The sequence below is a fragment of the Klebsiella sp. GB_Kp056 genome (genome assembly GCF_040064755.1).
Lineage (GTDB): Bacteria > Pseudomonadota > Gammaproteobacteria > Enterobacterales > Enterobacteriaceae > Klebsiella > Klebsiella quasipneumoniae.
Genome location: NZ_JBEAJA010000056.1, coordinates 96946 through 122725 on the forward strand (window position 1 = coordinate 96946; position 25780 = coordinate 122725).

The following is a 25780-nucleotide window of genomic DNA, read 5'->3' on the forward strand; positions in this document are numbered from 1 at the left end:
TATCGTAATTACTTATGCGGTCAGCATGGGGTGGTTGGATGCCTGCCTGAATATGCCTCGCAGGATCAGAGGCTCTCTGTAGAGCACCTATGAATTTATTAAAATACTATCAACAATATCGCGACAAATGGTGGGCCTTACCGCTTCTCCTGCCTGTGCTGTTATTACCCCTTGCCAGAGGGATGAATACATATACCGTGCTGAATGGTCACATGGTTTATCTTTATTATCTTCCCCTGGCGCTGGTGCTCAGCCTGATGATGTTTTTCGGCTGGGCGGCGATCCCCGGTATTATCGTTGGCCTGCTGCTTACGCTGGCCCGGGGCATGACGCCGGAACAGGCCTTTGGCGTACTGTTCCATTTTCTGATCCCCTGCGTACTCTGCTGGGGCGGATACCGCATCTTTGTTCCTCAACGGCAGCAGGTATCGCACGGTAACGTCAGACTGATGCCGCATCGTTTGTTCTGGCAAATGCTGCTCCCTTCGGTCATTTTTCTGATTCTTTCGCAGATCGCCGAGTTTCTGGGGCTGCATCCGCGCACAACGGAGATGACCGGCGTCTCGCCGTTTAGTTTACGGTCGTTAATCACCTTTCAGGCGCTGATGGTAGGGTGCCTGACCGGCGTGCCCTTATGTTATTTACTGCTGCGGGTAATTCGTAACCCTTTTTATTTGCGCGGATTTATTTCTCAGGTTCGCTTACAAATTGATCCAAAAATAAAAAGAATTGAAATCATCAGCTGGGTGGCGATATTAATCCTGCTGCTGGGGCTATTATTGATGCCGCTTAATGATAGCAGCACTATATTTAGTACAAATTATACATTATCCTTACTGATGCCGGTGATGCTGTGGGGAGCGATGCGTTTTGGCTATCGCTTTATCTCGCTGATTTGGACGCCGGTACTGATCGCCGTGATCCATTTTCATTACCGTTATTTACCCATTTATCCAAGTTATAACACTCAGCTGGCGATCACCTCGTCAAGCTATCTGGTGTTCTCGTTTATTGTCGCCTATACGGCGATGCTGGCGACACAGCAGCGGCTGATCTACGCCCGCGTCCGACAGATGGCCTTCCTCGACCCGGTGGTACATATGCCGAATTTGCGGGCGCTGAGCCGGGCGCTGAACGGCGCGAGCTGGTCGACGCTCTGTTTTTTGCGTATTCCTGAGCTTGAGCTGCTGGGCCGCCACTATGGGGTGCTGTTGCGCATTCAATATAAGCAAATGCTGGCGAATCACCTGCGTGCGCTGCTGCAGCCGAACGAAGCGGTATATCATCTTGCCGGTCACGATTTAGTGTTTCGTCTCAACAGCGAAGGGCACCAGGCGCGCATTCACTTAATCGAGCGCTCCCTGCGACAGTTCCGTTTTCACTGGGACGGGGTCCCCCTGCAGCCGAGGATCGGCATGAGCTATTGCAACGTCCGCTCGCCGGTGAAGCATCTGTATTTGCTGCTTGGCGAGCTGAACACGATTGCCGACATGTCGCTGGCCAGCGGCCATCCGGAGAATTTGCAGCGCCGCGGCGCCGGGCATGTCCAGCAGGATCTGAAAGACAAAGTGGTGATGATGAACCGCATCCTCAAGGCGCTGGAGCAAGACCATTTTGTCCTGATGGCGCAACCTATCCAGGGCATTCGCGGCGACAACTACCATGAAGTGTTGTTGAGGATGAAAGGGGAGTCGGGGGAGCTGACGGGGCCAAACGAGTTCCTGCCGGTGGCGCACGAGTTTGGGCTGTCCACGCGCGTGGATCAGTGGGTCATTGAGCACACCCTGGCCTTTATGGATGCCAACCGGCGGTCGCTGCCCGGTCTGCGGCTGGCGATCAACCTCTCTCCGGTCTCGCTGAGCCGCAGTCAGTTTCCCGAGGAGGTGGAAAACCTGCTGCAGGCCTATAACATTGAGCCATGGCAGATTATCTTCGAGCTGACCGAAAACTATGCGCTCAGCAACCCCGAGCTGGTTTGCCAGACTTTAGAGCGTCTGCGTGCGCTGGGCTGCCGGGTGGCGATCGATGATTTTGGTACCGGCTACGCCAGCTATGCGCGGTTAAAAACGATGAACGTCGATATTCTTAAAATCGACGGCAGCTTTATTCGCAATCTGCTCGCCAGCAGTCTTGATTACCAGGTGGTGGACTCTATCTGTCGTCTGGCGCGGATGAAGAACATGCAGGTGGTGGCCGAATATGTCGAGTCGCCGGAGATACGCCAGGCGGTCATCGCGCTGGGGATAGATTATATGCAGGGCTATGATATTGGCGTTCCGGTACCTCTGGCGCAGCTGGCGGAGGGGATGAGCGCCTGAAGCGGTAAAAAGCCGGGCGCGATGGCCCGGCTCGAATGCTATCCACAGAGGCGATCAGGCGTCTGGCTCTTCTTCCGCAATCTTCAGCAGCCACTCCGGCACACCTTCCCAGTACTGCTGCTCTTTTTCCAGATCCAGCAGCACCAGCGCATTCTGGCTAAACCAGTTGTGCGGGAAGGTCAGCGTCCAGTGGTGAGCTTCCGTCTGCAGCCGTAGCGTCGGCGGCGTGGTGGTGGCCTGACGCTGGTTATTCAGCAGCACGCCGAGGCGCAGCAGCTGGATCAGCGGCAGAAACTGCTTTTTCCTGAACAGCGTAAAGCGCGGCAGGTCGTCGAGTTTTATCGCTTTGCGATGATAGCGCACCAGCGTGGCCATCAGCATCTGCTGCTCCTGGTTGAAGCCCGGCAGGTCGCTGTTCTGCAGAATGTAGGCCGAGTGGCGGTGCATGCCGCTGTGGTTAATATTCAGGCCCACCTCATGGAGCATCACCGCCCACTTCAACAGCGCCGCGAGGTGTGGATTGGCCAGCTTCGGATTCTGCTCCTGCCACTGCTCCAGCATAAGGGTGGTGGTTTCCAGCACCCGGCGCGCCTGTTCGCGATCGATGTTGTACTGATTCGCCAGACTCTGCGCCGTGCGGCTACGAATATCCTGGTGGCGGAAACGGCCTTCCATTTCGTACAGCACGCCTTCACGCAGCGCGCCATCAGACAGACGAAGCTCTTTAATGGCTAACGCGTCAAACACGCCGCATAGGATCGCCAGCCCCGGGGCAAAGACCGCTTTACGGTCTTCCGAGAGGCCGGGCAGGCTGAGCGCGTCGAAGTTTTTATGCTTCAGCAGCTCACTGACCAGCATTTCGAGGCGTTCCGGCGTAATAAACCCGTCCTTCTCGCCCATCGCCACCAGCACTTCCTGGGCGGCTTTAATGGTGCCGGAGGCGCCCAGCGCCACGGTCCAGCCCTGAATACGGAACTGCCAGGCCAGGGTTTCCAGCTTTTGTACCGCCGCCAGGCGAGCGCGCTGGAAATTTTCCTTATTGATCGTCCCGCCCGGGAAGTAGGCCTGGGAGAAACTCACGCACCCCATGCGGCGGCTTTCCACCAGGCGGGGCTCAAAATCTTCACCGATGACCAGCTCAGTCGAACCGCCGCCGATATCAATCACCAGCTTACGGCCGCGCTCCGGCTGCGTGTGCTCCACGCCCATAAATATCAGGCGCGCTTCTTCATTACCGGAGATGATCTCGATCGGGTAGGGGATCACTTTTTCCGCGCGTTTAAGAAACTCCGCCGCATTGGTCGCCTGACGCAGCGTATGCGTCCCAACGATGCAGACGCTGGAGGGAGAAAATCCCTGCAGGCGTTCGGCAAACAGCGACAGGCAGTTCAGCCCGCGGGTCATGGCTTCTTCGCTCAACACCGAGTTTTCATCGAGGCCATCGGCCAGATGTACGCGCTGTTTCAGGCGTCCGATGATCTGCATGGCGCCGTCGACGACACGGGCGATCACCATATGAAAACTGTTCGAACCAAGGTCAACCGCAGCGAACTCCTGCGGTCGAGGGGTTTTTTCGTTTATTGGCATAGGTTAGTCGGGTTGTTCGAGTGATTTGAGATAATCGTAAATCGCCATCTGAGCGCGCACTTTACGGCGATTGCCGCGCGGCACATAGCGATTACTCAGTTCTTTATCAAGATAGCGCGCTTTTACCGTATCGTTGAACAGGATATCAAAAATATCCAGCACCCGCTGTTTCAGGCGCGGGTCGAGCAGCGGAGCGGCAACTTCGATACGATAATCGATATTACGCGTCATCCAGTCGGCAGAGGAGAGCCAGACCTGCTTATCGCCACCGTTTTCAAAACAGTAGACCCGGTCGTGCTCGAGGAAACGGTCCACAATGCTGATGACGCGAATATTTTCGCTGATGCCTTCCAGACCGGGGATCAGCGAGCACATGCCGCGGATCAACAGGTTGACCGGCACGCCGGAGCTGGAGGCGGCATACAGTCTGTCCACCAGCCCTTTGTCCACCAGGTTGTTCAGCTTCAGGGTAATACCGGACGGCTGCCCGTTCTGCGCATTAGCGATCTCGCGGTCGATCATCTCATACAGCAGACGACGCGAGTTCTGCGGCGACACCAGCAGGTAATCGAAGCTAACCGGGCGGTAGGGGTTTTCAATAAAGTTAAACACCCGGCGGACTTCATTGGTAATGCGCGCATCGGCGGTTAACAGCGAATAGTCGGTATAGATCCGCGCGGTCTTCTCGTTGAAGTTACCGGTGCCGATGTGGGCGTAGCGCACCACCTCATCGCCTTCTTTACGCGAGATAAGGAACAGCTTGGCGTGGATCTTCAGGCCCGGCGCGGAGAAGATCACGTGAACGCCCGCTTCCGTCAGGCGCTTCGCCCAGTGAATGTTGGCCTCTTCGTCAAAACGCGCCTGCAGCTCCACCACCACGGTGACTTTTTTACCGTTGTGGGCGGCGTGGATCATCGCGTCGATGATGCGCGAATCCTTGGCCACGCGGTAGATGTTGATTTTGATCGCCAGTACGCTGGGGTCGAACGAGGCCTGGCGAAGCAGCTCCAGCACATGCTCAAAAGTATGATAGGGGTAGTAGAGAAGCACATCGCGTTCGCGAATGGCGTCGAAGCCGTTGCGGAATTTATCAAACCACAGATGGCGCAGGCGCGGCATAGGTTTATTGACCAGATTGGCCTTACCCACGTTCGGGAAGCCGATAAAGTCTTTAAAGTTGTGATAGCGGCCGCCCGGCAGCATTGAGTCATAGTTGGAGATGGAGAGCTTATCGCGCAGCATTTCGACCATCGCGTCCGGCATATCGCGCTGGTAGACGAAGCGAACCGGCTCGGCGGTCAGGCGCTGTTTCAGGCTGGAGGACATCAGCTCCATCAGGCTCGACTCCATCTCATGCACCAGATCGTATTCGGCGTCACGGGTCATTTTCATCGAGTAGGCGTTCAGCGCATCGTAATCAAAGAAGCCTTTAAAGATGTCGTCCAGGCAATATCGCAGAATGTTATCCAGCAGGATCATTGGCTTACGGCGACGAGGCGCTTCCGGCGGCAGGTTTACGAAGCGCGGGACCTTATCCGACGGAATTTCCAGCAGGGCATAGTTGATGTTTTCCCCGCGGATAATCTCCACCGCCAGATAGGTGTAATCATCTTTCAGAAACTGCACGAGGTCCGTTTCGCGGTTAATCAGGATCGGCGAGATATGCTGGCGCAAATACTGTTTAAAGTAGTTGCGCAGCCAGGCCTGCTGATTGACGGACAGCTGACGCTCATTGATCAGGAAGATCTGGTTGCGCGCCATCTCCAGCAGCAGTTCGTTATACAGACTATCGAATTCCTGATCGGCCTTCAGAACGCGGGCCTGGATTTTGCCTAACAGGTGGCGAGAATGGGCGGTACTGCCTTGTTCTTCACTGATAATAATCCGGCGCTTAAGCTCAGCGAAGCGCACTTTGTAAAACTCATCAAGGTTGTTGGAGTAGATCCCTAAGAAGCGCATGCGCTCAATCAGCGGGTTACTCTTGTCCGCCGCTTCCTGCAGCACGCGCTCGTTAAAAGACAACCAGCTGAGTTCTTTTTCGATGTATAGCTTTTCCTGGCCCATTACCGCTCACACTCCGTTTTACTCACAGGACGTAGACTATTATGACGAATTTTTCTGCATAGCGATTTACTGTGTCACAACTATATGACAGTAAGAAGAATTATTTCTGTGAGATGTTTGATTAATAAACAATTTTAATTAAAAAAAAGCCCCGCGATGGCGAAAGGCGGGGCTGTTGTTCATTCTTCAGCGGCATAGCCCTGGGGGGGAAGCTGTCGTTCATCCAGCCAGGCGTGGTTGCCCTCCATGCGCAGACGTCCCTCGACGAACCAGCTTATCACCAGCGGATAAATGGCATGTTCCTGGGTCTGAACCCGCGCCGTGACCTCTTCCTCGCTGTCGCCAGCAAAGACCGGCACTTTGGCCTGCAGGATAACCGGACCGCCGTCCAGCTCGTCGGTGACGAAGTGCACCGAGGTCCCATGCTCCTCGTCACCGTTTTCCAGCACCTGGCGATGGGTATGCAGGCCAGGATACTTCGGCAGTAACGAAGGGTGGATGTTCAGCAGACGTCCCTGATAGTGGCTGACGAAGGCGGGGCTAAGGATACGCATATAGCCCGCCAGCACCACCAGATCCGGGGCGTAGGCGTCAATTTCATGCATCAGCTGACGATCGAACGCTTCCCGGTCGGCAAACTGACTTTGCGCCAGCGCGTGGGCCGGGATCCCGGCCGCGCGCGCGCGCTCAAGGCCGAACGCATCGGCCTTGTTACTGAATACCGCACGCAGGGTGCCGTTGATCTGTTTCCGGCCGCAGGCGTCGATGATCGCCTGCAAATTACTGCCGCTACCGGAAATCAGCACCACAATGTTTTTCATGCAATGACCACACGCTGTTCGGAATCGGAGGCTTTGATATACCCGATTTTCCACGCGTTTTCACCTTTCTCGTTCAGCAGGGCAATGGCCTTGTCTGCTTCTGCAGCCGGCAGGGCGATAACCATCCCCACGCCGCAGTTAAAGGTACGGTACATCTCATGCTGGCTGACGTTACCGGCGGTTTGCAGCCAGTTGAAGACGGACGGCCACTGCCAGGAAGACTCATCAATCACCGCCTGGGTGTTGTCCGGCAGCACGCGCGGAATATTTTCCCAGAAGCCGCCGCCGGTCAGATGGGCGATGGCGTGGACGTCAACGCTGGCAATCAGGTCGAGAACCGATTTCACATAGATGCGGGTCGGCGCCAGCAGATGGTCGGCCAGCGGTTTGCCGTCAAGGTCGGTGGTCTGCGGGTCAACGCCGCTAACTTCAATAATCTTACGCACCAGCGAATAGCCGTTAGAGTGCGGGCCACTGGAGGCCAGCGCCACCAGCACGTCGCCGTCAGCGACTTTGCTGCCGTCGATGATTTCTGATTTTTCCACCACCCCGACGCAAAAACCCGCCACGTCGTAATCTTCGCCGTGGTACATCCCCGGCATCTCTGCGGTCTCACCGCCCACCAGCGCGCAACCGGACTGCAGGCAGCCTTCGGCGATGCCGTTGATGACGCTGGCTGCGGTATCGACGTCCAGTTTACCGGTGGCGTAATAATCAAGGAAAAACAGCGGCTCAGCGCCCTGAACCACCAGGTCGTTCACGCACATGGCGACCAGGTCGATGCCGATGGTGTCGTGACGCTTCAGATCCATTGCCAGACGCAGCTTGGTACCGACGCCGTCGGTGCCGGAGACCAGTACCGGCTCGCGGTATTTCTGCGGCAGTGCGCACAGCGCGCCGAATCCGCCAAGTCCACCCATCACTTCCGGGCGACGGGTTTTCTTCACCACGCCCTTAATACGGTCGACGAGAGCGTTGCCTGCATCAATATCCACGCCGGCATCTTTATAGCTGAGAGAGGTTTTGTCGGTCACTGCGAAGTCTCCACGCGTTTGCGGTAAGCAAGAAAAATCGGCGCAATTCTAACAGGGAAAGCAAACGTTTGCGAGCCTGCTTTACAGTCGGCGTAAAACCGTTGGCGGATGGTCAAATTTGATACTGCTCACGAAAATGAAACCGGGTACAGCCTTGTGCTTGCCTCAGTGCCAGGGAATCCTCATCATACGACTGAAACCGGTTTCTGTGGTTGACCGCCGTGTGGATCACCGGTGCATTATGCTCGACAGGGGAGGGATGAATGAAGATTGCGGCATTTGATATCGGCGGCACCGCGCTAAAGATGGGCGTCATGACCCGCGACGGCAGGTTGCTGGAAACCGCGAAGCAGTCAATCAATGACAGCGATGGCGATCATATCTTACAGACCATCCTGTCGTGGCTGGCGGCCCACCCGTCGTGCGAAGGTATAGCCATCAGCGCGCCGGGCTATGTCGATCCGCACAGCGGCTTTATCACCATGGGCGGCGCTATCCGTCGATTTGACAACTTCGCCATGAAATCGTGGCTCGAGACGCGAACCGGGCTGCCGGTCTCGGTGGAAAACGACGCCAACTGTGTGCTGCTGGCTGAGCGCTGGCAGGGCAAAGCGGCGGAAATGGCCAATTTTCTGGTGCTCACTATCGGCACTGGCATCGGTGGAGCGATTTTTTGCCAACATCAGCTGATCCACGGGGCGCGTTTTCGCGCCGGTGAGTTCGGCTATATGCTAACCGATCGTCCCGGCGGACGCGATCCCCGTCGCTACTCGATGAATGAAAACTGCACCCTGCGGGTGCTGCGCCATCGCTATGCGGAACATATTGGCGCACCGCTGGATAGCGTCACTGGTGAAATGATTTTTGACCGCTACGACGCCGGCGACCCGGTTTGCCAGCGTTTGGTCGCCGAGTTCTTCAATGGCCTGGGCCATGGCCTTTATAACCTCGTCAATATCTTCGATCCGCAGACTATTTATATCGGCGGCGGCATTGTGGAACGCCCTGGATTTCTGACGCTGCTGCGCCAGCATCTGGCCTGGTTCGGCATTGCCGACTATCTCGATACCGTCAGTCACGGCAATGATGCCGGCCTGATTGGCGCGGTTTACCATTTCAATCAGCACTATCGTTCGCCTGGCGACGATCGACCTTAGGGAGAGATTATGTCCGGATTTAAAGAAGGTTTTCTGTGGGGCGGCGCGGTGGCGGCGCATCAGTTAGAGGGCGGCTGGCAGGAGGGGGGCAAGGGGGTCAGCGTGGCGGATGTCATGACCGCCGGCGCCCACGGGGTGCCGCGGGAAATCACCGATGGCGTGGTAGCGGGGAAAAACTACCCGAACCATGAGGCGATCGATTTTTATCATCGCTACCCGCAGGACCTGGCGCTGTTTGCCGAAATGGGCTTTAAATGTTTCCGCACCTCGATTGCCTGGACGCGTATTTTCCCGCAGGGCGATGAACAGGAGCCGAACGAGGCTGGCCTGCAGTTTTATGACGATCTGTTCGACGAATGTCTGAAACACGGTATTGAACCGGTCATTACGCTGTCGCATTTTGAAATGCCCTATCACCTGGTCACCGAGTACGGCGGCTGGCGTAACCGCAAGCTGATCGACTTTTTCGTGCGCTTCGCCAGGGTCGTCTTCACCCGCTACCAGCATAAAGTGAAGTACTGGATGACCTTCAACGAGATCAACAACCAGGCCAACTACCATGAGGACTTTGCCCCCTTCACCAACTCCGGTCTGAAGTATGTGCCGGGTGAAGATCGGGAACCGGTGATGTACCAGGCCGCACATTATGAGCTGGTGGCCAGCGCCCTGGCGGTGAAAGCGGCGCGCGAGATCAACCCTGCTCTGCAGATAGGCTGCATGATCGCCATGTGTCCCATCTATCCGCTGACCTGCGCGCCGGACGATATGATGATGGCGATGAACGCCATGCACCGCCGGTACTGGTTCACCGACGTCCACGTGCGCGGCCGCTATCCGCAGCATCTGCTCAACTATTTTGCCCGCCGCGGCTTTAGCCTGGACATGACCGAAGCCGATCGTCAGGCGTTAACCGAAGGCTGTGTCGACTACATCGGCTTTAGCTACTATATGTCCTTCGCCACCAAAGCCACCGAAGACAACCCATTGCTCGATTATGATGAAACCACCAGCCTGGTCTCCAACCCGTACGTGAAAAAGTCGGACTGGGGCTGGCAGATAGATCCGGTCGGCCTGCGCTATTCGCTGAACTGGTTCTGGGATCACTATCAGCTACCGCTGTTTATTGTCGAAAACGGTTTTGGCGCGATCGATGTTCGTGAAGCGGACGGCAGCGTGGATGACCAGTACCGTATCGATTATCTCTCCGCCCATATCGCGGAGATGAAAAAGGCGGTGGTCGAAGATGGTGTTGACCTGATGGGCTATACCCCGTGGGGCTGTATCGATCTGGTTTCCGCCGGCACGGGGGAGATGAAAAAACGCTACGGCTTTATCTACGTGGATAAAGATAATGAAGGCAACGGCACGCTGGACCGCAGTAAGAAGAAGTCATTCGACTGGTATAAGAAGGTGATTGCCAGTAACGGGGAGCAGCTATAATTTCCCGATGGCGCTGCGCTTATCGAGCCTGCGTGGTTTCCAGTCCGGGTAAGCGTTAGCGCCGCCCGGCAGAACCCCGCGCTAAAACCGGAGCCTCGTCTCCGGTTTTTTTGTCTCTAAATCACTTTGCTTGATATACGTCAAGCAAGATGGGTATGGCCTAATCCGAAAAAAGCGGTATAATCCCGCGATTTTTTTTGTGGCTGCCCCTCAGAGGAGAAAGAGAATGAAGATTGTGGAAGTCAAACACCCACTCGTCAAACACAAGCTGGGCCTGATGCGCGAGCACGACATCAGCACCAAACGCTTCCGTGAACTCGCCTCAGAAGTGGGCAGCTTACTGACTTATGAAGCCACCGCCGATCTGGCAACCGAGAAAGTGACCATCGAAGGCTGGAACGGCCCGGTGGAAGTTGAGCAGATCAAGGGCAAGAAAATTACCGTCGTGCCTATCCTGCGCGCAGGCCTCGGCATGATGGAAGGGGTGCTTGAGCACGTGCCAAGCGCGCGTATCAGCGTGGTGGGTATTTATCGCAATGAAGAAACCCTCGAGCCGGTACCTTACTTCCAGAAGCTGGTGTCCAACATCGATGAGCGTATGGCGCTGGTGGTTGACCCGATGCTGGCCACCGGTGGGTCGATGATCGCCACTATCGATCTGCTGAAAAACGCCGGCTGCACCAGCATCAAGGTACTGGTGCTGGTGGCGGCGCCGGAAGGGATTGCCGCGCTGGAGAAAGCGCACCCGGACGTTGAGCTGTATACCGCCTCTGTCGATAAGGGACTGAACGAGCACGGGTACATCATTCCCGGTCTCGGCGATGCCGGCGACAAGATCTTTGGTACGAAATAATCGAATAACGATAAATAAGCCGACTTTGAGAGTCGGCTTTTTTTTGAATAAAACACACATAACTAACCATCTCAGAGGAAAACACTATGACGCGCCGTGCTATCGGGGTGAGTGAAAGACCGCCGCTTTTACAGACTATCCCGCTTAGTTTGCAGCACCTGTTTGCCATGTTCGGCGCAACGGTGCTGGTGCCAATCCTGTTCCACATCAACCCGGCCACCGTGCTGCTGTTCAACGGTATTGGTACGCTGCTGTACCTCTTTATCTGTAAAGGCAAAATCCCGGCGTATCTGGGATCGAGTTTCGCCTTTATCTCTCCGGTGCTGCTCCTGCTGCCGCTGGGCTATGAAGTGGCGCTGGGCGGTTTCATTATGTGCGGCGTGCTATTCTGCCTCGTCTCCTTTATTGTCAAAAAAGCCGGTACCGGCTGGCTGGATGTGATGTTCCCCCCGGCGGCGATGGGGGCCATCGTGGCGGTTATCGGTCTGGAGCTGGCAGGCGTGGCGGCCAATATGGCCGGGCTGCTGCCAGCCGACGGCCAGTCACCGGACAGCAAAACCATTATTATCTCGATGGTAACCCTGGCGGTGACGGTGTTTGGTTCGGTCCTGTTCCGCGGCTTCCTGGCGATTATCCCGATCCTGATTGGCGTTCTGGTGGGCTATGCGCTGTCGTTTGTGATGGGCGTGGTTGATACCACCCCGATCGCCGAAGCGCACTGGTTCGCGCTGCCAACCTTCTACACGCCGCGTTTTGAATGGTTCGCCATCTTCACCATTCTGCCCGCTGCGCTGGTGGTGATTGCCGAGCACGTCGGTCACCTGGTGGTGACGGCCAATATCGTCAAACGCGATCTGATCCGCGACCCGGGCCTGCATCGTTCGATGTTTGCCAATGGCCTGTCGACGATCATTTCCGGCTTTTTCGGCTCGACGCCTAACACCACCTACGGGGAAAATATCGGCGTGATGGCGATTACCCGCGTCTACAGCACCTGGGTTATCGGCGGCGCGGCGATCATTGCGATTCTGCTCTCCTGCGTCGGCAAACTGGCGGCGGCGATCCAGATCATCCCGGTGCCGGTGATGGGCGGCGTGTCGCTGCTGCTGTACGGGGTGATCGGCGCCTCGGGGATCCGCGTACTCATTGAATCGAAGGTGGATTACAGCAAAGCGCAGAATCTGATCCTCACCTCCGTGATCCTGATCATCGGCGTCAGCGGTGCCAAAGTGCACATCGGCGCCGCTGAGCTGAAAGGGATGGCGCTGGCCACCATCGTGGGTATCGCGCTCAGCCTGATTTTCAAGCTTATCAGCGTCCTGCGTCCGGAAGAGGTGGTTCTCGACGCCGTGGATAGCGAAGAGGTTAAATAACGATCGCCTGACCGGGCGGCGATCCCGCCCGGTTCTCTCCTGACCTAAATCTGTGATAAACTCTTCGCGTTTTTCTGTAAGCCTATGTTGAGGTCCATCTGAACGCACCGGCACAGCTCTCTTTGCCACTGTATCTTCCTGACGACGAAACCTTCGCGAGTTTCTGGCCGGGTGATAATCCTTCTCTACTTGCTGCCCTCCAGAACGTACTGCGCCAGGAACACAGCGGGTATATTTATATCTGGTCACGTGAAGGGGCGGGTCGCAGCCACCTGTTACACGCCGCCTGCGCCGAGCTTTCCCAGCGCGGGGATGCCGTGGGCTACGTGCCGCTGGATAAACGCACCTGGTTTGTGCCGGAGGTGCTGGAGGGGATGGAACAGCTGGCCCTGGTCTGCATCGATAACATCGAGTGCGTCGCCGGGGATGAGCCCTGGGAAATGGCCATCTTTAATCTCTACAACCGGATCCTGGAATCAGGTAAAACCCGGCTGCTGATCACCGGCGACCGGCCGCCGCGGCAACTGAATCTTGGTCTGCCGGATCTTGCCTCGCGGCTTGACTGGGGGCAGATCTATAAGCTGCAGCCGCTGTCGGATGAAGACAAACTGCAGGCCCTGCAGCTGCGCGCCAGACTGCGCGGCTTTGAGATGCCGGAGGACGTGTGCCGCTTCCTGCTGAAGCGGCTGGATCGCGAGATGCGCTCGCTATTTATGACCCTCGATCAGCTGGATCATGCCTCGATTACCGCTCAGCGCAAGCTGACGATCCCCTTCGTGAAAGAGATCCTTAAACTCTAGTCCGCCTGCGGAGTCAGTTCTTCCTCCGTCAGCCCGGTCAACCGGGCGACCAGGTCGCGCGCCAGGCCACTGTGTAGCATAGCGGCGGCGATACGCTGCGCCTCTTCTTTCCGGCCTTCCTGACGGCCCTGCGCCAGGCCCTGCGCCAGGCCCCGCTCCAGACCCTGCTGTTCCAGATATTCCGCAATTGTCATCAACGTCTCCTTGTGCTGCGGCGTACGTAACGCCAGCTCGCGAATGAACTTGATCGGCTCTCGCGCGTTGCCTGCCTGCACCAGATAGTGCATCAGGGCTTGTACCTGCGATTCCGTCGCCAGACCAGTCAATAATAATTCGCTCAGTTTGTCGAGGAGCTGCGCCAGATCGCGTTGTCGAATATGTTTTTGCAGTAACTCCAGCGTCGCCATGCGCTGGTGGGTGGCAATGTCGTCATCCGGAATGACGGTAATGTCCGCCAGCGGAAACGCCCCGTGATAAAGGTGGCCGGCCAGCTCCGGAGCGACGAATTCATCGAGCCAGCGCAGTGAGAACGGGTAGGGGCTTACCAGACCGTGGTAGAAGAGAACAGGGATCACCAGCGGCAGCCGATCGTGGCCGGCATCAAGGTGGCGCTGCATGGCGGCGATGGCGTAGCGCATCAGACGAAAGGCCATATGCCGGTCGGGCGTGCTCTGGTGTTCGATAAGCGCATAAATATAGCCGTCTCCCGCCGTGGTTTTCAGGGAATACAGAATGTCGGCGTAAAAGGGACGCAGATCGTCTTCGACAAAATGCCCGGACTCGAGATGCAGCGTACGCAGATCGCACACTTTAAGCAGCGTCTCGGGCAGGTACAGCCGCAGAAAATCGCGGGCGGTATCAGGGTGGGAGAGATAGGTCTTAAATACGGCATCGTGAGGCGTTGAGGTTGGTTTTTTCATGTTCATCCGTCCAGTGGATTGAGCGTTAGATGAACAGTAGCACTGCAAGACGGGCGGGAGGGATTGGCGTGGAAGATCTGGAATCAGCTACGTAAAAAAAGCGCCGCGTAAGCGCGGCGCGGGTGGCTTAGCTCACGATCTCAAGGACCTGCTCCGGCGGTCGGCCAATACGCGCCTGGCCGCGGCTGACGACAATTGGGCGTTCGATGAGCTTAGGGTTGTCGACCATCGCCTGTATCAGCGCGGCGTCGCTGAGCGCCGGGTCGGCAAGATTGAGCGATTTATACAGATCCTCTTTCTGGCGCATGAGTTCGCGGGGGCTCTCCATACCCAGCAGCTGCAGCAGTTGACGCAGCGTCCCGGCATCCGGTGGCGTCTCAAGATAAAGCACCACCTCAGGATCGATGCCGTGGCTCTTCAACAGGCTCAGCGTTTCGCGGCTCTTCGAGCAGCGTGGGTTATGGTAAATTTTTACCGCGTCGGTCATGGGGTCTCCTTACATTTTTTGGTAGGGGCGGAAGCGGGCCTGTAGCTCACGTAGCTGGTCGATGCGGGCATCGTAGCGGGCCTGCTGCAGACTACCGAGTTTCACTTGCGAGCTGGCGCTGCTGAGCAGGGAAATCGCCTGTTCCAGCTGGCCGACCAGCGCCATGCTTTCTGCCCGCGCCGCCAGCTCCTGGTCGCGATTGCCCAGGGCGCCTTCCGCCTGCGCCAGCAGGTCCCAGCCGTTGCCATCCTCTTTATAGGTAAAGGTATAACGATTCAGGATGGTCGCCGCTTCCCCGGGCTGTCCGCCCTGCAGGAGGGCGTTGGCCAGGTTCAACTGCAGCACCGGATTGGTGCGCAGTTCACGAGCGTTTTTAAGACGGTTGATGGCGTCGCCGGTTTTCTTCTGCCCGAGGTCGATATCGGTGGCCAGATCGAGATACCAGGGATTTTGCGGATCGGCGCTGAGCAGCGGCTGCAGCGTTTTGCGCGCCTGGTCAAAGTTGTTGCTTTCCATCGCCAGCAGGGCGCGGCCATACTGCGCGGCATGCTGCTGGCGGATATTGCCTTTATCCCAGGCGTTGAGCAGATCGGTGCCTAGCTTATTGTCGCCGTTGGTGTACATTCCGAGGGTACGCGCCTTCGCCAGATAGAAGTCCGCTGAGGACTGTACGACAACCGGGCGCATCTGGTTGGCGCGGTTACGGGCATCGGCAAGCCGGCTTTCCGGCAGGGGGTGGGTGAGCAGCATTTCCGGCGGCCGCGTTGAGTAGCGCGACTCATCAAGCAGTTTACCCATAAACATCGGCATGGCCTGCGGGTCGAATCCTGAGCGTTGCAGAACCTGAATACCGATCCGGTCGGCCTCTTCTTCGTTCTGACGGGTGAAGCTGATCATGCCCTGTTGGGTGCCAGCCAGCGTCCCGGTCAGCGCCGCCATCCCGGCCTGCGGGCTGGCCATCGCCAGCAGAATTGAACCCAGCGCGCCGACCCAGGTCAGCGGCGCATTGCGTTTCTGATCTTCCATTGCGCGGGCGAGATGCCGCTGCGTAACGTGGGAAATTTCGTGCGCCATGACAGAGGCCAGTTCGCTCTCGTTATCGGAGTAGCGGAACAGGGCGGAGTGGAGGACCACATTGCCGCCGAAGAAGGCGAAGGCGTTAATTTGGTCGTTATTAATCAAATAGAAGTGGAACGGGGTGCGCACCGAATTCGCATGCGAGACCAGACGCATGCCCAGCCCGTTGATATATTGCACCAGCAGAGGGTCGTTGATCAGCGGCGCGCTGCCGCGCAGCTGGCGGACGTAGTAATCCCCCATCTGCATTTCCTGACCAATCGACAACGTGCTTCCTGCGGAGGTCCCCATGTCCGGCAGGGTATCTGCGGAGTCAGCAAAAGCAGGGCCTAACGAACCCAGCGTCAGCGACGCGATCACGGTCGCCACCAGCGTTTTCTTCAACTGCCTGAACATAACCTCTGTCCTGTAATGTGGGTGTGCCAGTTTGACCGATTGTGCGACGCAATGTTCCCTGGCCGCATCCCAGCGAGTTTAGCTGGCGTTAGACGCATTGAAAATAGGTTCTTCACGGCGGAGACGGGTTTGTCTGCTGCGCATCAAAAAGCGAAGTCTTTTTTGTGACATTTCGATACAATTCCCCCGTTTGTCGCCGCGTTGCGCTTCAGGGAAGGTTTTATGCTCGAGATGTTAATGCAGTGGTACCGCCGTCGATTCAGCGACCCTGAGGCGATAGCGCTGCTGGTTATTTTGCTTGCCGGTTTCGGCATCATGTTCTTTTTCAGCGGCCTGCTGGCCCCGTTACTGGTGGCTATCGTGCTGGCCTATCTGCTGGAGTGGCCGACCGTTCGCCTGGAGCGCATCGGCCTGTCGCGCACCTGGGCGACCTCGCTGGTGCTAATCCTCTTTGTGGGTATTCTGCTCTTGCTGGCCTTTGTGGTGCTGCCGGTGGCCTGGCAGCAGGGGATCTACCTTATCCGCGATATGCCGGGCATGCTTAACAAGCTCTCTGATTTCGCCGCCACGCTGCCGCGGCGCTATCCGGCGTTGATGGATGCCGGCATCATCGATGCGATGGCGGAAAATATGCGCACCCGGATGCTGACGGTGGGCGACTCGGTGGTCAAGTATTCTCTCGCCTCGCTGGTGGGGCTGCTCACGCTGGCGGTCTATCTGGTGCTGGTGCCGCTGATGGTCTTCTTCCTGCTGAAGGATAAAGAGCAGATGCTCAACGCGGTACGCCGCGTGCTGCCGCGAAACCGCGGTCTGGCCGGGCAGGTATGGAAGGAGATGAACCAGCAAATCACCAACTACATTCGCGGTAAGGTGCTGGAGATGATTGTCGTCAGCGTCGCCACCTGGATAGGCTTTATCCTTTTCGGCCTCAACTACTCGCTGCTGTTGGCGGTGCTGGTGGGCTTCTCGGTGCTGATCCCCTATATCGGCGCGTTTGTGGTGACCATTCCGGTGGTAGGGGTGGCGCTGTTTCAGTTTGGCGCAGGCACCGAGTTCTGGAGTCTGTTCGCGGTCTATCTGATTATTCAGGGACTGGACGGTAACCTGCTGGTACCGGTGCTGTTCTCGGAAGCGGTGAATCTGCACCCGCTGGTGATTATCCTGTCGGTGGTGATCTTTGGCGGTTTGTGGGGATTCTGGGGCGTCTTCTTCGCCATTCCGCTGGCCACGTTAATTAAAGCGGTGGTGCATGCCTGGCCGGATGGCCTGGTCGTCGACGACGACTAAGGCATTGAGGATAAAAAAAGACGCCGGGCGAGGTTTTCTCCCCCGGCGTCTTGCTTTGCATCAGGCGTTTTCTTTCAGCCAGTTCAACACCACGTCGTGGTGATTGCTGGTTTTGAAGTCATCAAAGACGTGTTCGATTTTGCCATCGGCATCGACGAGGAAGCTGATACGGTGGATCCCGTCGTAGGTTTTCCCCATAAAAGATTTTTCGCCCCAGACGCCAAACTGCTCGCAAACCTGATGGTTTTCATCAGACAGCAGCGTAAAGTTCAGCAGCTCTTTTTCGGCGAAACGGGAGAGCTTTTCCGGTTTATCGGTGCTGATGCCCAGCACTTCCACACCGGCTTTTTTCAGGTCGTCCATATTATCGCGCAAGCCGCACGCCTGGACGGTGCAGCCCGGGGTCATGGCTTTCGGGTAAAAATAAACCAGGACACGCTGTCCCTGGAAGTCGGTTAAATTTACTTCCTCGCCGTCCTGGTCCGGTAAGCTAAATTTCGGTGCAAGATCACCGGCTTTCAGTGGGGTCATGGGTTAAACTCCATCCTGTTCATCATGCTGTGAATAATTAACGATGTTAATACTGCCTTGTGCGTTGAGTTCTGTACATAGGGCTTTGAACGCTTGTTCGATATTTGCTGCATTTTGCGTCGCAGGGCTGTGAGCCGTTATCTGGATAAAAAGCTGCGCGGAATCGCCGTCTCCCGGCTGCGTGCGGGACACCAGTTCCGCGATATTCATATTCCATGTATCGCACAGGGCAGTGAAGCGCTCGATGATATGCGGTGAGTCCGGCACCTCAACCTGGACCCAGACAGTGTTTGGCATGGCCTGCGGCGGGCGCGCGGTGGTGCGTTTCATCACGATCAACAGCTCCAGCTCCGCGCCTTTCAGCGGCAGGGTTGATTCGATCAGGTTAATCGCATTCCACGAACCGGAAAGCAGCATGATAAACGTAAACTCATCACCGAGCATGGCCAGCCGGCTGTCTTCGATATTACAACCGCAGCTGCTGACGTGGCGAGTGATCGTATTCACGATGCCGGGACGGTCAGCCCCCAGGGCGGTAATAACCAGATAGTGTTGTAATGAGGCTGTCAAACCTGTTCTTCCTTTAAAAAGGTGAGGTAACATTAGGAAAGCATAAAAAAAACCGCCATACAACATCCCTGATGGCGTCGGGTCTCTTGCTTTTATTGCAGCTCCAAACGTAACATTGAGAATCTTGTCGCACTTCTGCTCTGAGGATGGCCCATGTTCACGGGAAGTATTGTAGCGCTTGTCACGCCGATGGATGAAAACGGTAATGTCTGCCGGACAAGCCTGAAAAAACTGATTGATTACCATGTCGCCAACGGAACCTCGGCGATCGTTTCGGTAGGGACTACCGGTGAATCCGCAACGCTGAGCCATGAAGAGCATGGCGACGTGGTGATGATGACGCTGGAACTGGCTGACGGGCGTATCCCGGTTATCGCGGGAACGGGAGCCAATGCAACCGCAGAGGCGATTAGCCTGACCAAACGTTTTAACGACAGCGGCGTAGTCGGCTGCCTGACGGTCACTCCTTATTATAACCGTCCGACCCAGGAAGGCCTGTTCCAGCACTTTAAAGCTATCGCCGAACATACTGACCTGCCGCAAATTCTGTATAATGTGCCGTCCCGTACCGGTTGCGATATGCTGCCGGAAACCGTTGGCCGTCTGGCGCAAATTAAAAATATTGTCGGTATTAAGGAAGCAACAGGGAACTTAAGTCGTGTTCACCAGATCAAAGAGCTGGTTTCAGACGACTTTATTCTGCTGAGCGGTGACGATGCGACCGGTATGGACTTTATGCAGCTCGGCGGCGTGGGCGTGATTTCCGTTACCGCCAACGTGGCGGCGCGCGAAATGGCCGACATGTGCCGTCTGGCGCTGGCGGGTCAATTTGCCGAAGCCCGGGCGATTAACCAGCGTCTGATGCCATTGCATACAAAATTATTTGTCGAACCCAATCCTATCCCGGTGAAATGGGGATGTAAGGCGTTGGGTCTTGTGGCGACCGATACGCTGCGCTTGCCGATGACGCCTATCACCGACCAGGGTCGTGAAGCCGTTACCGCCGCGCTGAAGCATGCCGGTTTGCTGTAAAGTTTAGGGAGATTTGATGGCTTACTCAGTACAGAAGTCGCGCCTGGCGAAGGTTGCGGGTGTTTCGCTGGTTCTACTCCTCGCGGCCTGTAGTTCCGACTCGCGCTATAAGCGTCAGGTGAGCGGTGATGAGGCCTATTTACAGGCGTCACCGTTGAGCGAACTTCACGCGCCGGCGGGGATGATCCTGCCGATTCAGGTGGGTGATTACAACATTCCGGTGGCCAACAGCACCGGCGCGGTCGGCAAGGCGCTGGACATTCGCCCGCCGGCGCAGCCGCTGGCATTGGTTAGCGGCGCCCGCACCCAGTTCAACGGCGATACCGCGACGCTGATGGTCGAAAACGGCCGCAGTGGTTCGCTGTGGGCGCAGGTTACCAGCATTCTTCAGTCGAAGAACTACGTTATCGCCAAGCGCGATGATGCGAGCCAGACGCTGAACACCGACTGGGTTGAGTGGAACCGTCTTGATGAAGATCAGCAGTATCGCGGTCGTTATCAAATCTCCGTCAAACCGCAGGGCTATCAGCAAGCGGTTGTGGTCAAGCTGGTGAATCTGGAGCAGGCGGGTAAACCGGTTGCCGATCCGGCGTCACTGCAGCGCTACAGCACCGCCATGCTGAACGTCATTTCGGAAGGCCTGGACATGAACGCCACCAGCGCCCAGAACGCCGCTCAGCGCAGCGCGGGCGCCACCTTCGACGTGCAGAGCGCTGCCGACGATACTGGCCTGCCAATGCTCGTCGTTCGCGCGCCGTTTAACATGGTGTGGCAGCGTCTGCCGGGCGCCCTCGAGAAAGTGGGGATGAAAGTGACCGACAGCACGCGCTCTCAGGGCAGCATGGCGCTGACCTACAAGCCGCTGTCTGACAGCAGCTGGCAGGAGCTGGGCGCACGCGACCCGCAGCTGGTCTCCGGTGACTACAAACTTCAGGTCGGCGACCTCGATAACCGCAGTAGCCTGCAGTTCATCGACCCGAAAGGCCACACCCTGACGCAGTCGCAAAATGACGCTCTGGTAGCCGTATTCCAGGCCGCATTTAACAAGTAATCAAAAGGGCTGGAGCAATCCGGCCCTTTTAATATATAGTGACGCAAACGTGTGCGTATGCACATCATCCTTCAAATTGCCTCTTTGTTGGCCGCCTTCGTTCAACCCAGTCACTTACTTTTGTAAGCTCCTGGGGATTCGCTTAGTTGCCGCCTCGATGCACTTGAATGATTTTGTGTATAGGTGGAAACGTATTTTTAGGCTCAATATCACTGGAGTAGTGAAAGATGAAAAAGCAAGCTGAGTTGTATCGTGGTAAGGCGAAGACAGTATACAGCACCGATAATCCGGACCTGCTGGTACTGGAATTCCGTAACGATACGTCAGCAGGTGATGGCGCGCGCATCGAGCAGTTCGATCGTAAAGGCATGGTGAATAACAAGTTCAACCACTTCATTATGAGCAAACTGGCAGAAGCGGGCATCCCTACCCAGATGGAAGCGCTGCTCTCCGATACCGAATGCCTGGTGAAAAAACTGGATATGGTGCCGGTGGAGTGCGTGGTGCGTAACCGTGCGGCAGGCTCGCTGGTAAAACGTTTAGGCATTGAAGAAGGTATCGAGCTGAATCCGCCGCTGTTCGATCTGTTCCTGAAAAACGATGCCATGCACGATCCGATGGTCAACGACTCCTACTGCGAAACCTTCGGCTGGGTGAGCAAAGAGAATCTGGCGCGGATGCGCGAGCTGACCTACAAAGCCAACGATGTGCTGAAAAAATTGTTCGATGACGCCGGTCTGATTCTGGTGGACTTTAAGCTGGAGTTTGGTCTGTTCAAAGGCGAAGTGGTGCTGGGCGATGAGTTTTCGCCGGACGGCAGCCGCCTGTGGGACAAAAACACCCTTGATAAAATGGACAAAGACCGCTTCCGCCAGAGCCTTGGCGGCCTGATCGAAGCCTACGAAGAAGTGGCTTACCGCCTGGGCGTTAAGCTCGACTAACTCGCCCGCCGCCAGAAGATGGTCTCATCTTCTGGCGTCTCTTGCTGTTTCCTGTGGTAATCCTGCGCTGAACCGCCTACGATCTCTGCTATTGATACATAACAGGGAATGAGGTGCTTATGCGCTGGCAAGGGCGTCGCGAAAGCGACAATGTTGAAGATCGACGCGGTCAATCGGGCTCGCCGTTTGGCGGCGGGGGCGGCGGCTTCCGGCTGCCGAGCGGGAAGGGCGGCATTGTGCTGCTGATTATTGTGCTGGTGGCAGGCTATTACGGCGTGGATTTGACCGGCATGCTGACCGGCGAACCGATGCCGCAGCAGCAGACCTCCACGCAGCGCTCCATCAGTCCGAAAGACGATGAAGCGGCGAAGTTTACTTCGGTGATCCTGGCCACCACCGAAGATACCTGGGGACCGATCTTTGAAAAGATGGGCCGCCAGTACCCCCAGCCAAAGCTGGTGCTCTACCGCGGCGCGACCCGTACCGGCTGCGGTACCGGCCAGTCGGTGATGGGGCCGTTCTACTGTCCTGCCGACAGCACGGTCTATATCGACCTGTCATTCTACGATGAGATGAAAAATAAACTGGGCGCCGACGGCGACTTTGCCCAGGGGTACGTCATTGCCCATGAAGTGGGTCATCACGTACAAAAACTGCTGGGCATTGAGCCGAAAGTCCGCCAGCAACAGCAGCATGCCACCGAGGCCGAAGCCAACCGGCTGTCGGTTAAGATGGAGCTGCAGGCAGACTGCTTCGCCGGCGTCTGGGGCCATAATATGCAGCAGCAGGATATTCTGGAAACCGGCGATCTGCAGGAGGCGCTGAACGCCGCCGAGGCCATCGGCGACGACCGTCTGCAGCAGCAGAGCCAGGGTCGGGTGGTACCGGACAGCTTTACCCACGGCACGTCAAAACAGCGCTACACCTGGTTCAAACGCGGTTTCGACAGCGGCGACCCGGCGCAGTGCAACACCTTCGGCAGCGCCCTGTAATCGCCACCGATGATGGACGCGCTGCTTGACCTCACCGCGCAGATGGCGCGGGAGGGAATTCGCCGCCTGCTGGTACTCAGCGGCGACGAGGCCTGGACGCTGCAGCAGGCGCAGGCGCTGCGGGAGAGGCTCGCCGGCGATGGCCTGTGGGTGGGCCCCGAGCCGGTTTTCGCGCCCGGGGTGTCGCCTGGCGCCCTGAAGACGCTGCTGGGGCGGGAAGTCATGCACGCCTTTTTCGATGCCCGGCGCGGATTTGATGTAGCCGCCCTGGCGGCCCTGAGCGGTACCCTGCGGGCGGGAAGCTGGCTGGTACTGCTGACGCCCCCCTTCGCCGACTGGCCGTCCCGGGTGGATGAGGACTCCCTGCGCTGGAGCGATACGCCCGACCCGATCTCTACCCCCCACTTTGTTCTCCGCTGCTGTCGGCAGTTTATCGCCGACCCCGATGTGCTGCTCTGGCGGCAGTCGGACTCGCCGCGGCTCCCGCTGGCCGTCCCGCGCCCTGACTGGCATCCCGCCGAGGGTCACCCGCTGGCCGAACAGGCGGCGATCCTTGCGCAATTGTTGCGTCTACCGCCCGGTATCGCGGCGGTGACGGCTGAACGAGGGCGAGGCAAATCCGCCCTCGCGGGCATGTTGCTGCGCCAGCTCGCGGGCGAGGCCATCGTTACCGCCCCGACCCGCAGCGCCGTCGATGTGCTGGCGAGCTTTGCCGGCGAGGCGTTTCGCTTTATGGCGCCTGATGCGCTGCTGTCGTCGAAAGAAACGGCGTCCTGGCTGATTGTCGATGAGGCCGCGGCCATTCCGGCTCCGCTTCTCCGGCAGCTGGTAAGCCGTTTTCCCCGCACGCTACTCACCACGACGGTGCAGGGTTATGAGGGCACCGGGCGCGGGTTCCTGCTGAAATTTTGCGCCAGCCTGCCCCATCTGCAGTCGTTCAGCCTGAGCGCGCCGATCCGCTGGGCAGTGGGCTGCCCGCTGGAGTCAGCCATCAGTCAGCTGCTGATCTTCAGCGATGAGGCATTTCGCGATGCGCCGACGGGGGAGGTTGCCGTGGAAGAGGTCGATCAGTCCAGCTGGCAAACGCGGCCGGCGCTGCCGGAGGCGATGTACCAGCTGTTGTCCGGGGCGCATTACCGCACTTCTCCTCTCGATCTGCGGCGCATGATGGACGCGCCGGGCCAGGCTTTCCGCTGTGCACGCGCCGGCGGCGCGGTGGCGGGCGCGCTGTGGCTGGTGGCCGAGGGGGGACTTTCTCCTGAACTCAGCCGGGCGGTGTGGGCGGGTTTTCGCCGGCCGCGAGGGAACCTGGTCGCCCAGTCGCTGGCGGCGCATGGCGGCAGTCCCCTCGCGGCGACGCTGCGCGGGCTGCGGGTCAGTCGGATCGCCGTCCACCCCGCCCGCCAGCGCGAAGGGCTGGGGCAGCAGATGATCGCGGATATCGCCGCCGATGCCGCAGGTTATGACTATCTCTCCGTCAGCTTTGGCTATACCCCTGAGCTGTGGCGCTTCTGGCAACGCTGCGGGTTTATCCTCGTGCGGCTGGGCACTCATCGCGAGGCCAGCAGCGGATGCTATACCGCGATGGCTCTGTTCCCGCTGAGTGCAGCGGGGCATCAGCTCGCGCAGCGGGAGGCACAGCGGCTACAACGCGATGAATACTGGCTGCGCCCGTGGCGGGACGCGCCCGCGCCGCTGCCGGCCGTTTCAGGGGCTATGCTTAGTGAAGAGGACTGGCTGGAAGCGGCCAGCTTTGCCTTCGCCCATCGCCCGCTGGCCGCGGCGCTGGGTTGCCTCAATCGTCTGCTGATGCAGGTCGACATGCCGTTGCCGGCGCTGCGCGGGCGCCTGCAGGGGGAAGAAGAGGCCGAACTCTGCGCCGCGCTGCAGCTAACAGGGCGTAAAGCTCTGCTGGCGAGATGGCGTCAGGAGGCCGCTGACGCTTTGCGCTTCCTCGATGCAGCGCGCGCCGAGGCGCTGCGTCAGCAGGTAGCGCACCTGCAATTTTTTTAACTAACTCATTCAGTTAAATGGCATGGTCATATCTGGCGAGCGGCGTACACTGCCCGCATACACAAAGGAGACAGCCATGAAACACGATCATTTTATTGTTCAAAGCCCTGCGACGCCTGCGCAACAGCTGTTGCTGCTGTTTCATGGCGTGGGGGATAACCCGGTCTCCATGGGGCAAATTGGCAGCTGGTTCGCGCCGCAGTTTCCTGATGCGCTGATCGTAAGCATTGGCGGGGTGGAGCCTTGCGGTCCCAACGGCCGGCAGTGGTTTTCGGTGCAGGGAGTGACGGAAGAGAATCGTCAGCAGCGTATCGACGCCATTATGCCGACCTTTATTGACATTGTGCGCTACTGGCAGGAAAAGAGCGGCGTCAGCCCGCTGGCCACTGCGCTGATCGGCTTCTCTCAGGGGGCGATCATGTCGCTGGAGAGCATCAAAGCGGCGCCGGATCTGGCTTCGCGGGTGATCGCCTTTAATGGCCGCTACGCGACGCTGCCGGTCACCGCAACGACGGCCACCACCATTCACCTGATCCACGGTGGTGACGATCGGGTTATCGATCTGGCGTGGGCGGTGTCGGCTCAGGAGGCGTTGTTGCAGGCGGGGGGCGACGTGACCTTAGATATTGTTGACGATCTGGGGCATGCCATTGACGATCGCAGCATGCAGTTTGCGATTGAGCGACTGCGCTATACCGTGCCGAAGCACTATTTTGATGAGGCGCTGAGCGGCAGTACGCCGAAAGGGGACGATATCATCGAAATGCTGTAACCCCGGCGGCCGGGGTTACAGGTGGGTGGTACCGCGATAAAGGCAAACTTACGGTTTCTTCGACTGGTCGTGCTTCGGCCAGTCGTCGTCATCGTCCCATTTATCGTTAAAATCACGGTGCGGCGGCAGATCGGGTTTGTTGTTGAGGAATTTTTTGTGGTCAACGCGGTTCAGATCTTTAATCACGTTGATAATTACCCCCACCAAAAAGACCAGCACCAGAATCCACCAGTGTTTAATAAGCCATTCCATGCGCGCTTCCTC

General features: G+C 57.7%; 24 protein-coding genes. 14 read left to right on the plus strand and 10 right to left on the minus strand.

The annotated features are described in order from the left end of the window. Positions 1-89 precede the first annotated feature (89 nt). Positions 90-2318 carry an EAL domain-containing protein gene (locus ABLV52_RS18320; protein WP_348890727.1) on the plus strand — a complete coding sequence of 743 codons (2229 nt, stop codon included), beginning with the start codon at positions 90-92 and terminating at the stop codon, positions 2316-2318. 54 nt (positions 2319-2372) lie between these two features. Here the strand turns inward: ABLV52_RS18320 and ppx are convergent, their stop codons facing one another. The 4 genes from ppx to purM form a co-directional block, all read right to left on the minus strand. Next, positions 2373-3905, minus strand: a complete 1533-nt coding sequence (gene ppx / locus ABLV52_RS18325; protein ID WP_004201914.1) for an exopolyphosphatase — start codon at positions 3903-3905, stop codon at positions 2373-2375. A 3-nt stretch (positions 3906-3908) separates the two neighbouring features. Then, positions 3909-5969, minus strand: a complete 2061-nt coding sequence (gene ppk1, locus ABLV52_RS18330; protein WP_002913838.1) for a polyphosphate kinase 1 — start codon at positions 5967-5969, stop codon at positions 3909-3911. Between the two features lie 179 nt (positions 5970-6148). Further along, positions 6149-6790, minus strand: a complete 642-nt coding sequence (gene purN, locus ABLV52_RS18335) for a phosphoribosylglycinamide formyltransferase (protein ID WP_023290625.1) — start codon at positions 6788-6790, stop codon at positions 6149-6151. Further along, positions 6787-7824 carry a phosphoribosylformylglycinamidine cyclo-ligase gene (purM, locus tag ABLV52_RS18340; protein ID WP_004201922.1) on the minus strand — a complete coding sequence of 346 codons (1038 nt, stop codon included), beginning with the start codon at positions 7822-7824 and terminating at the stop codon, positions 6787-6789. The genes purN and purM overlap by 4 nt, the downstream gene beginning before the upstream one ends. A 263-nt stretch (positions 7825-8087) precedes the next feature. On the opposite strand from purM, the gene bglK reads away from it, so the two are divergent. The 5 genes from bglK (at position 8088) to ABLV52_RS18365 (ending at position 13447) form a co-directional block, all read left to right on the plus strand. Next, positions 8088-8981 carry a beta-glucoside kinase BglK gene (bglK, locus tag ABLV52_RS18345; protein WP_348890728.1) on the plus strand — a complete coding sequence of 298 codons (894 nt, stop codon included), beginning with the start codon at positions 8088-8090 and terminating at the stop codon, positions 8979-8981. A gap of 9 nt (positions 8982-8990) precedes the next feature. Then, positions 8991-10421, plus strand: coding sequence for a 6-phospho-beta-glucosidase (locus tag ABLV52_RS18350; RefSeq protein ID WP_023290622.1), 1431 nt, complete (start codon positions 8991-8993; stop codon positions 10419-10421). A 226-nt stretch (positions 10422-10647) separates the two neighbouring features. Continuing rightward, entirely contained in the window at positions 10648-11274 is a 627-nt protein-coding gene (gene upp, locus ABLV52_RS18355) for a uracil phosphoribosyltransferase (protein WP_004201927.1), read from the plus strand. Positions 11275-11360: 86 nt separating this feature from the next. Beyond that, positions 11361-12647, plus strand: coding sequence for a uracil permease (gene uraA / locus ABLV52_RS18360; RefSeq protein WP_023290621.1), 1287 nt, complete (start codon positions 11361-11363; stop codon positions 12645-12647). A 98-nt stretch (positions 12648-12745) separates the two neighbouring features. Next, on the plus strand, positions 12746-13447 hold the full coding sequence (locus tag ABLV52_RS18365; protein ID WP_020947395.1) for a DnaA inactivator Hda: 702 nt from the start codon (positions 12746-12748) through the stop codon (positions 13445-13447). Here the strand turns inward: ABLV52_RS18365 and ABLV52_RS18370 are convergent. The 3 genes from ABLV52_RS18370 to bepA all read right to left on the minus strand — a co-directional run bounded on the left by ABLV52_RS18370 (position 13444) and on the right by bepA (position 16327). Continuing rightward, complete coding sequence (locus ABLV52_RS18370) at positions 13444-14367, minus strand: Rpn family recombination-promoting nuclease/putative transposase (RefSeq protein ID WP_023290620.1); 924 nt, start codon at positions 14365-14367, stop codon at positions 13444-13446. The genes ABLV52_RS18365 and ABLV52_RS18370 overlap by 4 nt on opposite strands. A gap of 127 nt (positions 14368-14494) precedes the next feature. Next, a complete protein-coding gene (gene arsC, locus ABLV52_RS18375; RefSeq protein WP_048297992.1) occupies positions 14495-14854 on the minus strand; it encodes an arsenate reductase (glutaredoxin) in 360 nt (119 codons plus the stop codon). Between the two features lie 9 nt (positions 14855-14863). Then, the gene (gene bepA, locus ABLV52_RS18380; protein ID WP_004201932.1) at positions 14864-16327 is read right to left on the minus strand and encodes a beta-barrel assembly-enhancing protease; all 1464 of its coding nucleotides are present in this window, start codon (positions 16325-16327) and stop codon (positions 14864-14866) included. 51 nt (positions 16328-16378) lie between these two features. On the opposite strand from bepA, the gene ABLV52_RS18385 reads away from it, so the two are divergent. Next, complete coding sequence (locus ABLV52_RS18385) at positions 16379-16495, plus strand: hypothetical protein (RefSeq protein ID WP_032429201.1); 117 nt, start codon at positions 16379-16381, stop codon at positions 16493-16495. A 54-nt stretch (positions 16496-16549) separates the two neighbouring features. Beyond that, positions 16550-17614, plus strand: coding sequence for an AI-2E family transporter (locus ABLV52_RS18390; protein ID WP_004201933.1), 1065 nt, complete (start codon positions 16550-16552; stop codon positions 17612-17614). Positions 17615-17674: 60 nt separating this feature from the next. Here ABLV52_RS18390 and bcp read toward each other — a convergent pair whose 3' ends face one another. Continuing rightward, on the minus strand, positions 17675-18145 hold the full coding sequence (gene bcp, locus ABLV52_RS18395) for a thioredoxin-dependent thiol peroxidase (protein ID WP_004201935.1): 471 nt from the start codon (positions 18143-18145) through the stop codon (positions 17675-17677). 3 nt (positions 18146-18148) lie between these two features. Continuing rightward, a complete protein-coding gene (locus ABLV52_RS18400; RefSeq protein WP_002913804.1) occupies positions 18149-18715 on the minus strand; it encodes a glycine cleavage system transcriptional repressor in 567 nt (188 codons plus the stop codon). A 153-nt stretch (positions 18716-18868) separates the two neighbouring features. Between ABLV52_RS18400 and dapA the strand changes: the two genes are divergently transcribed. The 6 genes from dapA to ypfH all read left to right on the plus strand — a co-directional run bounded on the left by dapA (position 18869) and on the right by ypfH (position 25516). Continuing rightward, a complete protein-coding gene (gene dapA, locus ABLV52_RS18405) occupies positions 18869-19747 on the plus strand; it encodes a 4-hydroxy-tetrahydrodipicolinate synthase (protein ID WP_023290616.1) in 879 nt (292 codons plus the stop codon). 16 nt (positions 19748-19763) lie between these two features. After that, positions 19764-20798: an outer membrane protein assembly factor BamC gene (gene bamC, locus ABLV52_RS18410; protein WP_023290615.1), complete on the plus strand. Its 1035-nt coding sequence runs from the start codon at positions 19764-19766 to the stop codon at positions 20796-20798. A 227-nt stretch (positions 20799-21025) separates the two neighbouring features. Further along, the gene (gene purC / locus ABLV52_RS18415; protein ID WP_102006301.1) at positions 21026-21739 is read left to right on the plus strand and encodes a phosphoribosylaminoimidazolesuccinocarboxamide synthase; all 714 of its coding nucleotides are present in this window, start codon (positions 21026-21028) and stop codon (positions 21737-21739) included. Positions 21740-21858: 119 nt separating this feature from the next. Then, positions 21859-22731 carry a neutral zinc metallopeptidase gene (locus tag ABLV52_RS18420; RefSeq protein ID WP_023290614.1) on the plus strand — a complete coding sequence of 291 codons (873 nt, stop codon included), beginning with the start codon at positions 21859-21861 and terminating at the stop codon, positions 22729-22731. Positions 22732-22740: 9 nt separating this feature from the next. Next, a complete protein-coding gene (locus ABLV52_RS18425; RefSeq protein ID WP_348890729.1) occupies positions 22741-24744 on the plus strand; it encodes a GNAT family N-acetyltransferase in 2004 nt (667 codons plus the stop codon). A gap of 76 nt (positions 24745-24820) precedes the next feature. Then, positions 24821-25516, plus strand: coding sequence for an esterase (gene ypfH / locus ABLV52_RS18430; protein ID WP_023290612.1), 696 nt, complete (start codon positions 24821-24823; stop codon positions 25514-25516). 48 nt (positions 25517-25564) lie between these two features. Here ypfH and ABLV52_RS18435 read toward each other — a convergent pair whose 3' ends face one another. Further along, positions 25565-25768: a YpfN family protein gene (locus ABLV52_RS18435; RefSeq protein ID WP_002913768.1), complete on the minus strand. Its 204-nt coding sequence runs from the start codon at positions 25766-25768 to the stop codon at positions 25565-25567. Positions 25769-25780 lie beyond the last annotated feature (12 nt).

Excerpts from the sequence above, each read along its gene's own strand:
- ABLV52_RS18320 (WP_348890727.1), top strand. The coding sequence starts at position 90 with ATGAATTTATTAAAATACTATCAACAATATCGCGACAAATGGTGGGCC.
- ppx (WP_004201914.1), bottom strand. The coding sequence starts at position 3,905 with ATGCCAATAAACGAAAAAACCCCTCGACCGCAGGAGTTCGCTGCGGTT.
- ppk1 (WP_002913838.1), bottom strand. The coding sequence starts at position 5,969 with ATGGGCCAGGAAAAGCTATACATCGAAAAAGAACTCAGCTGGTTGTCT.
- purN (WP_023290625.1), bottom strand. The coding sequence starts at position 6,790 with ATGAAAAACATTGTGGTGCTGATTTCCGGTAGCGGCAGTAATTTGCAG.
- bglK (WP_348890728.1), top strand. The coding sequence starts at position 8,088 with ATGAAGATTGCGGCATTTGATATCGGCGGCACCGCGCTAAAGATGGGC.
- ABLV52_RS18350 (WP_023290622.1), top strand. The coding sequence starts at position 8,991 with ATGTCCGGATTTAAAGAAGGTTTTCTGTGGGGCGGCGCGGTGGCGGCG.
- upp (WP_004201927.1), top strand. The coding sequence starts at position 10,648 with ATGAAGATTGTGGAAGTCAAACACCCACTCGTCAAACACAAGCTGGGC.
- uraA (WP_023290621.1), top strand. The coding sequence starts at position 11,361 with ATGACGCGCCGTGCTATCGGGGTGAGTGAAAGACCGCCGCTTTTACAG.
- ABLV52_RS18370 (WP_023290620.1), bottom strand. The coding sequence starts at position 14,367 with ATGAAAAAACCAACCTCAACGCCTCACGATGCCGTATTTAAGACCTAT.
- arsC (WP_048297992.1), bottom strand. The coding sequence starts at position 14,854 with ATGACCGACGCGGTAAAAATTTACCATAACCCACGCTGCTCGAAGAGC.
- bepA (WP_004201932.1), bottom strand. The coding sequence starts at position 16,327 with ATGTTCAGGCAGTTGAAGAAAACGCTGGTGGCGACCGTGATCGCGTCG.
- ABLV52_RS18385 (WP_032429201.1), top strand. The coding sequence starts at position 16,379 with ATGTTCCCTGGCCGCATCCCAGCGAGTTTAGCTGGCGTTAGACGCATT.
- ABLV52_RS18390 (WP_004201933.1), top strand. The coding sequence starts at position 16,550 with ATGCTCGAGATGTTAATGCAGTGGTACCGCCGTCGATTCAGCGACCCT.
- bcp (WP_004201935.1), bottom strand. The coding sequence starts at position 18,145 with ATGACCCCACTGAAAGCCGGTGATCTTGCACCGAAATTTAGCTTACCG.
- dapA (WP_023290616.1), top strand. The coding sequence starts at position 18,869 with ATGTTCACGGGAAGTATTGTAGCGCTTGTCACGCCGATGGATGAAAAC.
- bamC (WP_023290615.1), top strand. The coding sequence starts at position 19,764 with ATGGCTTACTCAGTACAGAAGTCGCGCCTGGCGAAGGTTGCGGGTGTT.
- purC (WP_102006301.1), top strand. The coding sequence starts at position 21,026 with ATGAAAAAGCAAGCTGAGTTGTATCGTGGTAAGGCGAAGACAGTATAC.
- ABLV52_RS18420 (WP_023290614.1), top strand. The coding sequence starts at position 21,859 with ATGCGCTGGCAAGGGCGTCGCGAAAGCGACAATGTTGAAGATCGACGC.
- ABLV52_RS18425 (WP_348890729.1), top strand. The coding sequence starts at position 22,741 with ATGATGGACGCGCTGCTTGACCTCACCGCGCAGATGGCGCGGGAGGGA.
- ypfH (WP_023290612.1), top strand. The coding sequence starts at position 24,821 with ATGAAACACGATCATTTTATTGTTCAAAGCCCTGCGACGCCTGCGCAA.
- ABLV52_RS18435 (WP_002913768.1), bottom strand. The coding sequence starts at position 25,768 with ATGGAATGGCTTATTAAACACTGGTGGATTCTGGTGCTGGTCTTTTTG.